This window comes from Actinacidiphila cocklensis (assembly GCF_907177275.1).
Lineage (GTDB): Bacteria > Actinomycetota > Actinomycetes > Streptomycetales > Streptomycetaceae > Actinacidiphila > Actinacidiphila cocklensis.
Window position 1 is genome coordinate 23789 of record NZ_CAJSLV010000062.1, and the last position, 14417, is coordinate 38205.

The window sequence follows — 14417 nt, forward strand, 5'->3', positions numbered from 1 at the left end:
CCCCGAGGCGGCGCGGTGGCGGATGTTCGCCGTGGGGGTGGGGAGCCGTAAGAATGGGGCCGTGCGATACACGATTCTCGGCACTACGCAGGCCGTGCGGGACGGCGGTGAGGCGGTCGCCCTCGCGGGCGGCCGCCTCCGCGCGCTGCTGACGGCGCTCGCGCTGCGGCCCGGCCGGGTGGTGACCGCGGACGCGCTGATCGACGAGGTGTGGGACGGGGATCCGCCGGCCGGTGGGACGGGGGCGTTGCAGGCCCTGGTCGGGCGGCTGCGCAAGGCCATCGGGCACGACGCGGTCGACTCCGTCGAGGGCGGCTACCGGCTGGCCGCCGCGCACGACGACATCGACCTCTACCGCTTCGAGCGGCTCGCCGCGGAAGGCGCGCGGTCGCTGGCCGACCACGACCCGGTGAAGGCGGCCGGGCTGCTGGCCGACGCGCTCGCGCTGTGGCACGGTCCCGCGCTGGCCGACCTGCCGGACCGCGGCACCGCGGCCGTACGCAGCGAGGCGCTGCACCTGGACACCCGGCGGCTGTGGCTGACCGCGGAGCTGGAGCTGGGCCGGGCGGCACGCGTGCTGCCCGAGCTGGCGGGGCTGGCCGCCGACCACCCGCTGGACGAGCCGCTGCACGCCCTGTACATCCGCGCGCTGCGCGAGACGGGCCGCACGGCCGACGCGCTGGCGGCGTACGAGGTGGTGCGCCGGTCCCTCGCCGACGAACTGGGCACCGACCCGAGCCCCGAACTGCGGGCACTGCACGCCGAGTTGCTCAACCCCGCAGCGCAGATCGCGCAGCGGCCCGCCCCGTCGCGGCCGGGCAGCCGCCGTACCGGAAGGCCCGCGGGCAACGCCCGCGCGCGGCTGACCAGCTTCGTCGGCCGGCAGGCCGAACTCGCCGCGGTCGGCGCGGACTTGTCGCGGGCGCGGCTGGTGACGCTCACCGGCCCCGGTGGCACCGGCAAGACCCGGCTGTCGCAGGAGGCCGGCGACCTGGTCGCCGAGCGCTGGGCGGACGGCGTCTGGTACGCGGAGCTGGCCCCGGTCAGCGACCCCCGCACCCTCCCCGAGGCGGTGATCAGCGCGCTCGGGCTGCGCGACACCCGGCTGCACGGCGGCGCGGCCGAGACCGCGATCGTCGCGGAGGCCAAGGGGAAGGACCCGCTGCGCCGCCTCACCGACCACCTCGCGACCCGCGAGATACTTCTCGTGCTGGACAACTGCGAGCATGTGATCGACGCGGCGGCGACGCTCGTCGAACGGCTGCTCGCCGACTGCCCCGGCCTCGCGGTGCTGGCCACCAGTCGCGAACCGCTGGGCGTACCGGGGGAGTTGGTACGCCCGCTGGACCCGCTGCCGGAACCGACCGCACTGCAGCTGCTGGCCGACAGGGGCGCCGCGGCCCGCCCCGGCTTCTCGGTGGACGACGACCCGGTCGCCTGCGCCGAGCTGTGCCACCGCCTCGACGGGCTGCCGCTGGCCATCGAGCTGGCCGCGGCCCGGCTGCGCAGCCTCTCGCCGCGCGGGCTCGCCGACCGGCTCGACGACCGCTTCCGGCTGCTCACCGGCGGCAGCCGTACGCTGCTGCCCCGCCAGCAGACCCTGCGGGCCGTCGTGGACTGGTCCTGGGACCTGCTCGCCCCCGCCGAGCGCACGTTGCTGCGCCGCCTGGCGGTCTTCCGCGGCGGCTGGACGCTGGAGGCGGCCGAGGCGATCTGCGCGGACCCGCAGGGCGTCTCCCCGATCGACGCCGCCGACGCCGCCCCGCTGCTCGCCTCGCTGGTCGACAAGTCCCTGGTCCTCGCGGAACTGACCGCGGACAGCGAGCGCTACCGCATGCTGGAGACGATCTCCGAGTACGCCGGCGAGCGGCTCGACGAGTCGGGCGAGCGGTCCGCGACCGAACGGCGGCACATGACGTACTTCCGCGAGTACGTCCGCACCGCCGACCCGTTGCTGCGCCGGGCCGGCCAACTGGTGTGGTTCGAGCGGCTGGAGGTCGAGCACGAGAACCTGCGGGCCGCGCTGCGGCGGGCGGTGGACGCCGGGGACGAGGAGGAGGCGCTGCTGCTGGTACTGAGCTGCGCCTGGTTCTGGGAGGTGCGCAACTACATCTCGGAGCGCCGCTACTGGCCCAAGCAGGTGGCCGACATGGGCGAGGACCCCTTCGCCGATCCGCCGATCACCGAGCCGATCGAGCGCGGGCCGCTGGAGGACCCGCCGCCGCTGACCCCTGAGCAGCTGATCGAGGCCCGCCGCTGGGTGCGGGTGGTCCAGATGTCGGCCAGCGAGGGCGACACGGAGTGGTGGCGGCTGCCGAGCATGGTCAGGGTCGGTGAGTCGATGATCGCCAACTACCCGCCGCACCTGCCCCAGTCCGCGCGCCAGCCCGGCCTCATGCGCCCCTACAGCGCCTTCTTCGTCGGCCGGTTCGACGAGCTGTCGGGGCTCGTCGACGAGTCGGTCGACGCCTGCCGCCGGCACCACCGCGACTGGGAACTGGCGTACGCACTCCAGCTGCGGGCGAAGGTCAACAACGACGTGCCGGACCGCCTGGAGTCCGCGATCCACGACGTGAGCGAGAGCCGCCAAATCTTCGAGCGGCTCGGCGACGAGTGGGGCATGGCCGAGACGCTGTCGGCGGAGGCCGAGGCGGCGAGCAACGCCGGCGACTGGGAGCACGCGGCCGAGTGCTGCCGCCGGGGCATCGTGCTGGCCCGCAAGATCGGCTCGCACCAGCGGGTACCCGTCCTCACCGTCCGCCTCGGCGAGAACCTGGTCAACCTCGGCCGGGTCGAGGAGGGCCTGCGCACCCTGCGCGAGGGCGTGGCCGACGCGGACAACTTCGGCGCCGACAGCGAGGGGGCCGCCTTCTTCGGCAGGCTGCTGCTGGCCGGCGCGCTCGCCCACACCGGGCAGGAGGAGGAGGCGCTGGAGCTGATCGAGGAGACGATGCGGGACGAGGCGGCGACCGCAGGCCAGCCGAATTTCGTCGTCGGCATGCTGGTGGCGCTCAAGGGCTATCTGATCGGCAGGCTCGGCGAGCCCAAGGCCGGCGTCGACATGCTCAGCGAGGGCCTGACGGGCCTGGCGGACCACCCGCTGGCCAACGTGATCACCCCGCGGATCGGCATCCTGCTCGCGCCCGGCGCGATCGAGCTGCTCACCCGGCTCGCCGAGCAGGGCGGCCCCGACGGCCGCGGCGAGCGCCGCGCCCGCCGGGCGGCGCTCCTGATCAACGCCCACGACCGGCTGCGCCCTTCGGTGGTCCCGCCGGCGGAGGCCCGCGACCTGGCCCGGGCCAGGGAGCGGTTGACCGCCGTGCTGGGCGAGGAGGCGTACGCCGCCGGATACGCCGAGGGTGACGGCCTCGACACGATCGAGGCCGTCACCCTGATGCGGGACGTCGACTGAGCAGGCGGCCGCCCGCCGGTGCTCAGGTCTTCTTGCGGAAGCGGGCCACCGCCAGCGGTGCGGTCACCGCGGTGATGCCGACCGACCAGGCCAGCGTGATCCACACCGAGTGGGCGACGGCACCGCCGTTGATCATGGCGCGGGCCGCGTCCGCCAGGTTGGACAGCGGGTTGACCTTGGTGAACCCCTCCAGCCAGCCCGGCATCGTGGTGGGCTTGGCGAAGATCGAACTGCCGAACTGCAACGGCATCAGCACGAGCATGGCGACCCCCTGAACCGCCTGCGGCGTCTTCATGGTCAGACCCAGCAGGATGAAGATCCACATCAGTGAGGCGCCGAAGACCGCGGCCAGCGCGATCGCCCCGAGCAGGTGCAGCACGTCGGTGTGGATCGACAGGCCCAGCGCGAAGCCCACACCCAGCAGGATCAGGGTGGCGATCATCATCCGGCCCAGCTCGACGACGATCTTGGCGATCAGGACCGAGGAGCGCGCGATCGGCATCGTGCGGAACCGGTCCATGACCCCCTTCTTGAAGTCGTCGTTGATGCCGGTGCCGACCGCCATCGCGATGTTCATGCCCATCATGGCCATCAGGCCGGGCACCACGTAGTTCACGTACTCCTGCTGGTTGCCCTTGCCCGCCACGGCGCCGCCGAAGACGTACACGAACAGCAGGGTGAAGATGACCGGCATCAGCAGGACGTCGAACATCGACTCCGGGTCCTGCTTGATCTGCAGCATGTTGCGCCGCGCGAGGGCGCCGATGTGCCGCAGGTTGGCCCGCAGGCCGATCCGGCCCTCGTCGGCCGCGACGGCCTTCACCGGCCGGTCGAGGGTGGCCGTGGCCGTGCTCATACCGTCACCTCTTCCTTGCTGTTCGCGGGTGCGGCCGGCTCCACCGGGGTGCCCGAGTCGGTCTTCTTGCCGGTGATCGCCAGGAACACCTCGTCCAGGCTGGGCAGATGGGTGCCGATGTGCGCGATGGCCAGGCCGCGGGCGGCCAGCAGGCCCACCACCGCGGTCAGTTGCCCGTCGGTGACGATCGGCACGTTGACCGCGCCCGCGGCGTGGTCGACGGCCACCCCGTCGATCCCGTCGAGGCCCGCCTCGCTGATCGCGGCCGCCATCGCCGTCAGCCGGCCCGGGTCGGAGGGGACGATCTGCAGCGTCCTGCCGCCGACCTTCGCCTTCAGCTCCGCCACCTTGCCGTTGGCGACCACCCGGCCGCGGTCGATCACCGTCAGCTCGCTCGCGAGCTGCTCGGCCTCCTCCATGTACTGCGTGGTGAGCAGTACGGTGGCGCCCTCGCCGACCATGCGCTGGACCTCCTCCCACACCTCGTTGCGGGTGCGCGGGTCCAGGCCGGTGGTCGGCTCGTCCAGGTACAGCACGGCCGGCTCGCCGATCATGCTCGCCGCCAGGTCGAGCCGGCGGCGCATGCCGCCCGAGTACTGCATCGCCGGCCGCTTGGCCGCCTCGGTCAGCGAGAACCGCTCCAGCAGCTCGTCCGCCCGGGCCTTGGCCTGCCGGCTCGGCAGGTCGAGCAGCCGCCCGATCATGTACAGGTTCTCCCGGCCGGACAGCTTCTCGTCCACCGAGGCGTACTGCCCGGTGAGGCCGATCACCCGGCGCAGCTGCCGGGGCTGCCGCAGCACGTCGTAGCCGGCCACCCGTGCGGTGCCCGCGTCGGGCTTGACCAGTGTGGACAGCACCCTGACAAGGGTGGTCTTCCCGGCTCCGTTGGGGCCCAGTACTCCCAGTACCGTGCCCTGCCGTACGTCGAGGTCGACCCCGTCGAGTGCCTTGGTCTGGCCGTAGTGCTTGACCAGCCCCCGTACCTCGACGGCGGCGCCTTTTTCGCTCAGTCGCGTCGTCATGCCCCCAACAGTGCCGTGCCGTCCTGACACGGCACCGACACGCCGCCGACGCGCGGTGTCGGTGCCGTGTCGGGCGGGGACCGGGCGGCAAGGGGGTGGGGCTCTTGCAGGTCAGGGCGGGTCCGGCGGGGCCGGTCAGGTCGGCACGGTGACCAGCAGCGCGCCGGTGTCGTCGCGGACGTCGAAGCGGGTGATGTCGGAGGGGTGCAGCCCCGCGGCCCCGTGCACGGTGAGCGGCGCGGGTTGCGTGTCGGTGCCGTAGCCTTCGGCGGGCACCGACCAGGTGGCCACCGTCTGCCCGTTGCCGCTGACCGCGTACGCGACGAGCTTGCAGGTCAGCGGGCCGTGGACGCCGGTGAGGCGGAGGTCGACCACGCTGCCCCACCCCTTGTCGGTGACCGCGACGACCGCGGACACGCCCGTCGCGGGGTTCGAGGCGGTGTGCTGGTCGGAGCCGAAGCTCTGGACCGCCGCGGGGGAGCCGCCGTCGTTCTGCACGGCCAGCACGGCGAGCGCGGGGCCGCCGACGACCAGGACCGCGGCCGCCGCGACCGACAGCAGGCGGCGCCGCCGCTGCGTCCGGCGCTCGCCCGCGACCTGCGCGAGCAGCCGGTCGAGCACCGCGTCGCCGCCGGGCATCCCGAGGACGCCCAGCCCGTCGGCACCCAGCTCCTCCAGGACCGGTACGACCCCGCTGAGCTCGTCCAGCTCCTGCCCGCACAGCTCGCAGTCCAGCAGGTGCGCCTCGAAGCGCGCCATCTCGTCGTCGTCGAGCGCGCCGAGCAGGTAGGCGCCCACATCCACATGCGGGTTCATGAGGTGGTCACACCTCTCTCCTCCAGCGCGTTCCGCAGGGCGCGCAGCGCGTAGAACACCCGTGAGCGTACGGTGCCGGGCGGCAGCCCCAGCTCCTCGGCCGCCTCGTTGACCGTACGGCCGCCGAAGTAGGTGGCGACCAGCACCTCGCGGTGCGCCTCCGACAGGTCCTGGAGCGCGTCCGAGATCGTCATCAGCCGCAGCGAGCGCTCCATCTCGTCGTTCGCCGGCAGCTGCTCCAGCGCCGCGGGCGACGTCTCCGGCGGGCGGGCCTGCCGGCTGCGGTGGCCGTCGATCACGATCCGCCGGGCCACCGTGACCAGCCAGGGCCGCAGCGACCTGGCGGCCGGGTCGAGCCGCGAGGCGCTCTTCCAGGCCCGCAGCAGCGTCTCCTGCACCACGTCCTCGGCCAGGAAGCGGTCACCGGCGACGAGCCGGAGCACGTAGGCGTAGAGCGCGCCCGCGTGCTCGCGGTACAGCGCCCGCATCAGCTCCTCCTCCGGCGCCGAGCCGGCGGGACCCGAAGGCCCGAGGGGTGGTCCGTCCACGGGCGCATCCTGCCCTACCCGGCGCGCCGGGTCGAGGTCGGCCCCGGGCAGACCGGGGATCGTGCGGGTGGTGGAGGTCATAGGGCTTCCCGTGTGGGCCGGCGGCCGCCGCCCGCGGGCGGCGCTCACCGGCTCATACGGACCGGGCGGCGGGTTGTCTCAAAAGAACCCTCGGCACTTCGGGAAAACCCGGAAGTGTCGGGACACCCGCCGCCCTGCCATCTAGTGGAAGGTGTGCTCCTCGGCCGGGAAGGCCCCGCCGACGACCTCCTCGGCGTACGCCCTGGCGGCGTCGCCGAGAGTCTGCCGCAGGTTCAGGTACTGCTTGGTGAAGCGCGGCACCTTCCCGCCGGTCAGGCCGACCATGTCGGTCCACACCAGGACCTGCGCGTCGGTGTCGGGGCCCGCGCCGATCCCGATGACCGGGATGTGCAGCGAGCGGGTGACCTCGGCGGCGACCTCGGCCGGGACCAGTTCGAGCACCACCGCGAAGGCGCCGGCGTTCTGCGCCGCCTTCGCGTCCCTGATCAGCTGCTGGGCCGCCTCCTCGCCGCGGCCCTGCACCCGGTGGCCGAGGGTGTTCACCGACTGCGGCGTCAGCCCGAGGTGGGCCATCACCGGGATGCCGGCCTGCACGATCGTCTCGGTCTGCGGCAGCGACCGCTCGCCGCCCTCCAGCTTGACCGCCCCGACCCCGGCCTCCTTGACCAGCCGGGTGGCGCTGCGCAGCGCCTGTACGGGGCCTTCCTGGTACGACCCGAAGGTCAGGTCGCCGACGATCAGCGCCCGGCTCGTCCCGCGGACCACGGCGGCGGCCAGCATCGTCATGTGGTCCATCGTGACCGGCACGGTGCTGTCGAAGCCGAGGTGGCAGTTGCCCATCGAGTCCCCGACCAGCAGCACCGGGATGCCGGCCTCGTCGAAGACCGACGCGGTCATCGCGTCGTACGCGGTGAGCATGGGCCACCGCTCCCCGCGCTCCTTGGCCAGGGCCAGGTCCCGCACGGTGACCCGGCGGGTGCCGGTGCCGCCGTAGAGCGCCTTGGGGTTGTCGCCGCCCGCGGGCGTCTTCTGGGCAGCCGGAAGTTGCGTCATGGTGACAGCTCCTTCATGTCATCTCGAGGCGCCCTGACGGCGTCCCCGGATCACCTCCATGCTGACACGCCTGCCGGGCGCCGCAAAGGGGAGCCGCACTGTGCCGTGCGGCACGGTGCGGCTCCCCTTCGGCCGGTGCGGTCTGCCGCCGGGTTCAGTAGGTCCCGGCGCAGGAGTACGAGGTGGTGTACTCCAGGTCGCCCACGCAGACGCGGACGGTGTAGGGGACGCTGTCGTAGTACCAGCCCGTGGTCGTGTCGGGTGTGGCGACCGTCCCGGAGATGTGGGTCCACGCCGAGGTGCTCGACGAGCGGCGCTCCAGCCAGCCGAAGCACGTCAGCCCGCGGGTGCTCTTGGGAAGGCTGAACTCGCCGCGCGCGTAGACCGTGTTGCTCGCGGATCCGCCGTGCACCCATCCCTGGCACCCGGCGAAGGAGGCGTGCGTCCCGTCGATTCTGCCCAGGTCGGTGATGCCCGTGGCCGAGGCAGGCCCGGCGCCCGAAGCGATCATCCCTGCGACGGCGAATGCCGCCGCGCCTGCGGTGGTGAGCATGCGGCGCGTGAGCGGAGTGTGCACGAGGACCTCCAGCGTTGGGTGCCACCACGATGACCGACCGTGACACCTCTGGCGGGAGCATCGACGAAACCTGGCGGCATTGCGCCGCGACAGGCCCTACGCGGTGGCGCCCACGTAGGCGGCGAGGTGCTGTCCGGTGAGGGTGGAGGTGGCGGTGAGGTCGGCGGGGGTGCCCTCGAAGACGACGCGGCCGCCGTCGTGCCCGGCGCCGGGGCCGAGGTCGATGATCCAGTCGGCGTGGGCCATGACCGCCTGGTGGTGCTCCACCACGATGACGGACCTGCCCGAGTCGACGATGCGGTCGAGCAGGGCGAGCAGCTGCTCGACGTCGGCGAGGTGGAGGCCGGTGGTCGGTTCGTCCAGGACGTAGACGCCGGCCTTCTCGGCCATATGGGTGGCGAGCTTGAGGCGCTGGCGCTCGCCGCCCGACAGCGTGGTGAGCGGCTGGCCGAGGCCGATGTAGCCCAGGCCCACGTCGGCGAGCCGGGCGAGGACGGTGTGCGCCGCCGGGGTCCGCGCGTCGCCCGAGCCGAAGAACTCCTCAGCCTGGCTCACCGACATCGCGAGCACCTCGCTGATGTCCCGGCCGCCGAAGCGGTACTCCAGCACCGACGCCTGGAAGCGCCTGCCCTCGCACTCCTCGCAGACCGTGGCGACGCCGGCCATCATCGCCAGGTCGGTGTAGACGACGCCGATGCCGTTGCAGGTCGGGCAGGCGCCCTCGGAGTTGGCGCTGAAGAGCGCCGGCTTCACGCCGTTGGCCTTCGCGAAGGCCTTGCGGATCGGGTCGAGCAGCCCGGTGTACGTCGCCGGGTTGCTGCGGCGCGAACCGCGGATCGGGGCCTGGTCGATCGAGACGACGCCCGCGTCCTGCGGGATCGAGCCGTGCACGAGCGAGCTCTTCCCGGAACCGGCCACGCCGGTGATGACGGTGAGCACCCCCAGCGGGATGTCGACGTCCACGGCGCGCAGGTTGTGCGTGGCGGCCCCGCGGATCTCCAGGACCCCGGTCCGCTCCCGTACCGCCTTCTTCACCGCGGCCCGGTCGTCCAGGTGGCGGCCGGTGACGGTGCCGGAGGACCGCAGGCCCTCGACGGTGCCCTCGAAGCAGACGGTGCCGCCGTCGGTGCCCGCGCCGGGGCCGAGGTCGACCACGTGGTCGGCGATCACGATCGTCTCCGGCTTGTGCTCCACGACCAGCACCGTGTTGCCCTTGTCCCGCAGCCGCAGCAGCAGGTCGTTCATCCGCTGGATGTCGTGCGGGTGCAGGCCGATGGTCGGCTCGTCGAAGACGTAGGTGACGTCGGTGAGCGGCGAGCCGAGGTGGCGGACCATCTTGACGCGCTGCGCCTCGCCGCCGGACAGCGTGCCGGCCGGCCGGTCGAGCGAGAGGTAGCCGAGCCCGATCTCGACGAAGGAGTCCAGGCTGTCGCGCAGCGTCGCCAGCAGCGGAGCCACGGAGGGCTCGTCGAGGCCGCGCACCCACTGCGCGAGGTCGCTGATCTGCAGGGCGCACGCGTCCGCGATGCTGACCTCGCCGATCTTCGAGGACCTGGCGCCCTCGCTGAGCCGGGTGCCGTCGCACTCCGGGCAGGTGGTGAAGGTGACCGCCCGCTCCACGAAGGCCCTGATGTGCGGCTGCAGCGCGTCGGTGTCCTTGGCGAGCATCGACTTCCGGACCCGCGGGATCAGCCCCTCGTAGGTCATGTTGATGCCCGCGATCTTCATCCGGGTCGGCTCGCGGTGCAGGAAGTCGTGCAGCTCCTTCTTGGTGAACCTCGCGATCGGCTTGTCCGCGTCGTAGAAGCCCGACTCGGTGTAGAGGCGGGAGTTCCAGCCGCCGCCGGTGTAGCCGGGCACGGTGATCGCGCCCTCGTTGAGCGACTTGGAGCTGTCATAGAGCTGGTCCAGGTCGATGTCGGTGACCGTGCCGCGGCCCTCGCAGCGCGTGCACATGCCGCCGGTGCGGTGGAAGGTGGCCTTGACGGCCTTCTTGTCGCCCCGCTCGACGGTGATCGCCCCGCTGGCGCTGACCGACGGCACGTTGAAGGCGTACGCGGCCGGCGGGCCGATGTGCGGCTTTCCGAGCCGGCTGAAGAGGATGCGCAGCAGCGCGTTGGCGTCGGTCGCGGTGCCGACGGTGGAGCGCGGGTCGGATCCCATCCGCTGCTGGTCCACGACGATCGCGGTGGTCAGCCCGTCGAGCACGTCGACGTCGGGCCGCGCCAGCGTCGGCATGAAGCCCTGCACGAAGGCGCTGTACGTCTCGTTGATCAGCCGCTGGGACTCCGCGGCGACCGTGCCGAACACCAGCGAACTCTTGCCGGACCCGGAGACCCCGGTGAAGACGGTCAGCCGGCGCTTGGGGATCTCGACGTGCACGTCCCTGAGGTTGTTCACCCGCGCGCCGTGCACGCGGATCAGGTCGTGGCTGTCGGCGCCCCGCGGTTCCCGCGGCGTCGCGTCCGCCCTGGTGGACGTGCCCATGGTGTCTCCCTCTGCGCTGCGGGCCGCCCCGCCGGACCCGCCGTGGCGCCACGGTATCCGCAGCGGGCCGGGTGGTGCTTCCCGGATCCTGACCGGCGGCCGTGCCCGGTTTTACCCGGTCTTTACGATACGAGACGCCCTCGTATCGAAACCCCGACCTACGCTGGCAGAATGGCCGACAATGCGATTTTCAACGTCCCCGAGGCGATACACCGCCGACGTTGGGCGATTCTCACCGTGCTGCTGTTCAGCCTCCTGGTCGTGGTGCTGGACAACTCGATCCTCAACGTGGCGATGAAGACGATCGCGCAGCCGAAACCCAAGGGGCTCGGGGCGACGCAGAGTCAGCTGGAATGGGCGATCAACTCCTACACCCTGGTCTTCGCCGGACTGCTGTTCACCGCGGGCCTGCTGGGCGACCGGCTCGGGCGCAAGAAGGTGCTGCTGTTCGGGATGCTGGTGTTCGGCGTCGGCTCCGCGCTGTCGGCGACCGCCGGCTCCGCGGGCGAACTCATCGCCTACCGCGGCCTGATGGGCTTCGGCGGTGCCTTCATCATGCCCGCGACGCTGGCCATCATCATGAACGTCTTCCAGCGCGAGGAGCAGCCCAAGGCGATCGGCATCTGGGCCGGCGTCGTCGGCCTCGCCATCGCGATAGGGCCGATCACCGGCGGCCTGCTGCTCCAGCACTTCTGGTGGGGCTCGGTCTTCCTGGTCAACGTGCCGGTCGTGATCGCCGGCCTGATCGCGATGTTCGTGCTCGTACCGGACTCCAGGGACCCCAGGCCCGGCCGGCTCGACCCGGTCGGCGTGCTGTTGTCCATGGCCGGCCTGGTGCTGCTGATCTACGGCATCATCAAGGGCGGCCAGGCCGGCGACTTCACCGAGCCCGAGGTGTGGGTGACCTCGCTCGGCGGAGTGCTCGTCCTCGCCGGCTTCGTCTGGTACGAGAAGCGCGCGGAACAGCCGGCGCTGGACATCTCGTACTTCAGGAAGCGGCAGTTCTCCGCCTCCGTCGCCGCCATCGGCCTGGTGTTCTTCGCGCTGATGGGCGTGACCTTCTTCATCGTCTTCTACACCCAGTCGGTCCGCGGCTACAGCGCCCTGCAGTCCGGCCTGCTGCTGCTCCCGCTGGCCGGCGCGCAGATGATATTCGCCCCCAGGGCGCGGCTGCTGGTGGACAAGCTCGGCGCGCGGGCGGTCTGCGCGGGCGGCATGGCGATGACCGGCGTGTCCTTCCTCGGCTTCCTGCTGCTCGGCGTGGACAGCCCGATCTGGGTGCTGGAAGTGCTGTTCTTCCTGATGGGCGCGGCCATGGCGCACGTCATGCCGCCCGCCACCGTGATGATCATGTCGTCGCTGCCGCGGGAGAAGGCGGGATCCGGGTCCGCCATCAACAACGTCTTCCGGCAGGTCGGCGGGGCACTCGGGGTCGCCGTCCTCGGCTCGCTGATGTCCACCGTCTACCGCAACGGCGTCAGCGGCCACCTCGGCAGCCTGCCCGCGCCCCAGCGGCACGCGGCGGGGGAGTCCATCGAGGCCACCCTCGGCGTCGCCGCCAAGCTCGGCCCCAAGGGCCAGGTCCTGGTCGAGCCGGCCCACCACGCCTTCATCCACGCCATGCACATCACGGCGGCGGCCTCCGGCGGCGTCGCCCTCTTCGGCGCGCTGGTGGTGCTGGTCTTCCTGCCGGGCAGGTCCACCCCGGCGGCCGCCGAGCCCGGCGGCGAGGCGGAGCTGTCGATGGCGGGTGCGGAGCAGTGAGCGGGCCGGATACGTCGGCCGTGCCGCGCGGGCGACCGCGCGACGCGGCCGTCGGCCACAAGGTCGTCGAGACCGTCCTGCGGCTCATCGCCGAGGGGACGCCGTTCGGCGACCTGACGATGGAGGGCATCGCCCGCGAGGCCGGCGTCGGCAAGGCCACCCTCTACCGGCGGTGGGCAGGCAAGGACGCGCTGCTGCTGGACGCGATGGCCGCCGTCGACAGCCCCGCGCTGCCCGTGCTGCCGGGCACGTCCTTCCGCGACGACCTTGTCGTCGCGGTCGAGACGATACGCAAGCGCGGCCTGGCAAAACGGGATTCGGCGATGCTGCGGAACATGCTGACGCAGATGCACAACAACCCGGAGCTATGGCGGCGCTACCACGGGACGGTCATCGCCAAACGGCGCGCCGCGCTCGCGCGGCTGCTCGAACACGGCATCGCCATCGGGGCGGTCAGGCCGGAGCTGGGCTCCGACCTGGAACTGCTGGTGGACTTCGTCACCGGCCCGATGCTCACCCGCACCGCGTTCCGCGAGGACGCCCCCCTGGAGCAGGGTCTCTCCGAGCGGGTCGTCGACCTCATCCTCCACGGCATCGCCCCGGGCGACGACACGTAGGGCCCCTCGCGCGGGCCGGCCCGACACAGGTACTGGTTTTGTCACAAGGCGGGTGATTCGTCGTGCCGGCCGGAACCTCGGTGGGGGCGGGGGCCGTCGGTTCTCATACCGATCCCCTAAGGTCGGCAGAGCACCCGGCAACGCAGCGAGGATCCTCATGACCCAGGCGCAGAGCAGCACGGACGCGGCCGCGGGCGGCGACGGCACGCAGGAGCGGGCCGAGGCCGGCGGACGGGACCGCGCTCTGGACCGGGCGCTGAAGCGGTTCGTGCGCTGGTGGCGCCCCACCGGCATGTGGCGGCGGGGCATCGTGCTCGCTGCCGTCTGCGCCCTGCTCACCGGCGTGCTGTTCCTGCACTCCGACATCCCCAACCGGATCGGCAACCTGGGCAGCCTGCTGGAGACCTTCCTGCCCTGGCTCGGCGTGGCGCTGCCGCTGCTGTTCGTCCTGGCGGTGCTGCGGCGGTCGACGACCGCCCTGATCGCGCTGCTGCTGCCGACCCTGGTGTGGCTGAACCTCTTCGGCGGGCTGCTGACCGACAAGTCCTCGGCCGGCGGCGACCTGACCGTGCTGACGCACAACGTCAACGCCGACAACCCCGACCCCGACGGCACCGCCAAGGACGTGATCGCGGCCGGCGCCGACGTGGTGGCGCTGGAGGAATTGGCCGAGAGTCAGGCGCCCCGCTACGCGCGGGATCTCGCGGCGGCGTATCCGTACCACTCGGTGCAGGGCACGGTGGGGCTGTGGAGCAGGTACCCGATCAGCGGGGTCGCCCCGGTGGACATCAGGATGGGCTGGACCCGGGCGATGCGGGCCGCGGTGAGCACGCCGGACGGCAAGGTCGCGGTCTACGTGGCCCATCTGCCGTCCGTGCGGGTGAAGTTCGACGCCGGGTTCACCGCCGGGCAGCGGGACCGCGCCGCCGACGCGCTGGGGCGGGCCATCTCGGCCGAGCCGCTGCACAGCGTCGTGCTGCTCGGCGACCTCAACGGCACCATGAACGACCGGGCGTTGGCCTCGGTCACCTCGCAGATGCGCTCCACGCAGGGCGCCGCGGGCAACGGCATGGGCTTCAGCTGGCCGGCCGGCATGCCGATGGCGCGGATCGACCAGATCATGGTCAAGGGCGCGGAGCCCAGGTCGTCCTGGACCCTGCCGCGGACGGGCAGCGACCACCTGCCGGTCGCCGCCCGCCTCCAACTCCCGCACGACTGAACGG

11 protein-coding genes are annotated in these 14417 nt (G+C 72.4%); 4 read left to right on the forward strand and 7 right to left on the reverse strand.

The genetic code is table 11. The features are described 5' to 3' along the window. The first annotated feature begins 61 nt into the window (after positions 1 to 61). Complete coding sequence (locus NFU81_RS22065; RefSeq protein ID WP_251492549.1) at positions 62 to 3412, forward strand: AfsR/SARP family transcriptional regulator; 3351 nt, start codon at positions 62 to 64, stop codon at positions 3410 to 3412. A gap of 22 nt (positions 3413 to 3434) precedes the next feature. Here NFU81_RS22065 and NFU81_RS22070 read toward each other — a convergent pair whose 3' ends face one another. From NFU81_RS22070 to NFU81_RS22100, 7 genes are all read right to left on the reverse strand, one after another. Further along, positions 3435 to 4268, reverse strand: coding sequence for an ABC transporter permease (locus tag NFU81_RS22070; protein ID WP_251492551.1), 834 nt, complete (start codon positions 4266 to 4268; stop codon positions 3435 to 3437). Further along, complete coding sequence (locus NFU81_RS22075; RefSeq protein WP_251492554.1) at positions 4265 to 5290, reverse strand: ATP-binding cassette domain-containing protein; 1026 nt, start codon at positions 5288 to 5290, stop codon at positions 4265 to 4267. The genes NFU81_RS22070 and NFU81_RS22075 overlap by 4 nt, the downstream gene beginning before the upstream one ends. 135 nt (positions 5291 to 5425) lie before the next feature. Beyond that, complete coding sequence (locus NFU81_RS22080) at positions 5426 to 6106, reverse strand: anti-sigma factor family protein (RefSeq protein ID WP_251492556.1); 681 nt, start codon at positions 6104 to 6106, stop codon at positions 5426 to 5428. Further along, the gene (locus tag NFU81_RS22085; protein ID WP_251492668.1) at positions 6103 to 6594 is read right to left on the reverse strand and encodes a sigma-70 family RNA polymerase sigma factor; all 492 of its coding nucleotides are present in this window, start codon (positions 6592 to 6594) and stop codon (positions 6103 to 6105) included. The genes NFU81_RS22080 and NFU81_RS22085 overlap by 4 nt, the downstream gene beginning before the upstream one ends. A gap of 282 nt (positions 6595 to 6876) precedes the next feature. Next, positions 6877 to 7749 (reverse strand): 3-methyl-2-oxobutanoate hydroxymethyltransferase, encoded by an 873-nt coding sequence (panB, locus tag NFU81_RS22090; protein WP_251492558.1) that lies wholly within the window; start codon positions 7747 to 7749, stop codon positions 6877 to 6879. A gap of 154 nt (positions 7750 to 7903) precedes the next feature. Continuing rightward, positions 7904 to 8326: a hypothetical protein gene (locus NFU81_RS22095; RefSeq protein WP_251492560.1), complete on the reverse strand. Its 423-nt coding sequence runs from the start codon at positions 8324 to 8326 to the stop codon at positions 7904 to 7906. Positions 8327 to 8422: 96 nt separating this feature from the next. Beyond that, positions 8423 to 10813 carry an ATP-binding cassette domain-containing protein gene (locus NFU81_RS22100; RefSeq protein ID WP_251492562.1) on the reverse strand — a complete coding sequence of 797 codons (2391 nt, stop codon included), beginning with the start codon at positions 10811 to 10813 and terminating at the stop codon, positions 8423 to 8425. A 171-nt stretch (positions 10814 to 10984) separates the two neighbouring features. On the opposite strand from NFU81_RS22100, the gene NFU81_RS22105 reads away from it, so the two are divergent. From NFU81_RS22105 to NFU81_RS22115, 3 genes are all read left to right on the forward strand, one after another. Then, positions 10985 to 12577 carry an MFS transporter gene (locus NFU81_RS22105; RefSeq protein ID WP_251492564.1) on the forward strand — a complete coding sequence of 531 codons (1593 nt, stop codon included), beginning with the start codon at positions 10985 to 10987 and terminating at the stop codon, positions 12575 to 12577. Continuing rightward, positions 12574 to 13194, forward strand: a complete 621-nt coding sequence (locus NFU81_RS22110; RefSeq protein WP_251492566.1) for a TetR/AcrR family transcriptional regulator — start codon at positions 12574 to 12576, stop codon at positions 13192 to 13194. Before NFU81_RS22105 ends, NFU81_RS22110 begins: the two co-directional genes overlap by 4 nt. Positions 13195 to 13486: 292 nt before the next feature. Then, the gene (locus NFU81_RS22115) at positions 13487 to 14413 is read left to right on the forward strand and encodes an endonuclease/exonuclease/phosphatase family protein (RefSeq protein ID WP_422665258.1); all 927 of its coding nucleotides are present in this window, start codon (positions 13487 to 13489) and stop codon (positions 14411 to 14413) included. Positions 14414 to 14417: the final 4 nt, after the last annotated feature.

Coding starts and splice junctions, on each gene's coding strand:
- NFU81_RS22070 (WP_251492551.1), bottom strand. CDS start 4,268: ATGAGCACGGCCACGGCCACCCTCGACCGGCCGGTGAAGGCCGTCGCG.
- NFU81_RS22075 (WP_251492554.1), bottom strand. CDS start 5,290: ATGACGACGCGACTGAGCGAAAAAGGCGCCGCCGTCGAGGTACGGGGG.
- NFU81_RS22080 (WP_251492556.1), bottom strand. CDS start 6,106: ATGAACCCGCATGTGGATGTGGGCGCCTACCTGCTCGGCGCGCTCGAC.
- NFU81_RS22085 (WP_251492668.1), bottom strand. CDS start 6,594: ATGCGGGCGCTGTACCGCGAGCACGCGGGCGCGCTCTACGCCTACGTG.
- panB (WP_251492558.1), bottom strand. CDS start 7,749: ATGACGCAACTTCCGGCTGCCCAGAAGACGCCCGCGGGCGGCGACAAC.
- NFU81_RS22100 (WP_251492562.1), bottom strand. CDS start 10,813: ATGGGCACGTCCACCAGGGCGGACGCGACGCCGCGGGAACCGCGGGGC.
- NFU81_RS22105 (WP_251492564.1), top strand. CDS start 10,985: ATGGCCGACAATGCGATTTTCAACGTCCCCGAGGCGATACACCGCCGA.
- NFU81_RS22115 (WP_422665258.1), top strand. CDS start 13,487: ATGTGGCGGCGGGGCATCGTGCTCGCTGCCGTCTGCGCCCTGCTCACC.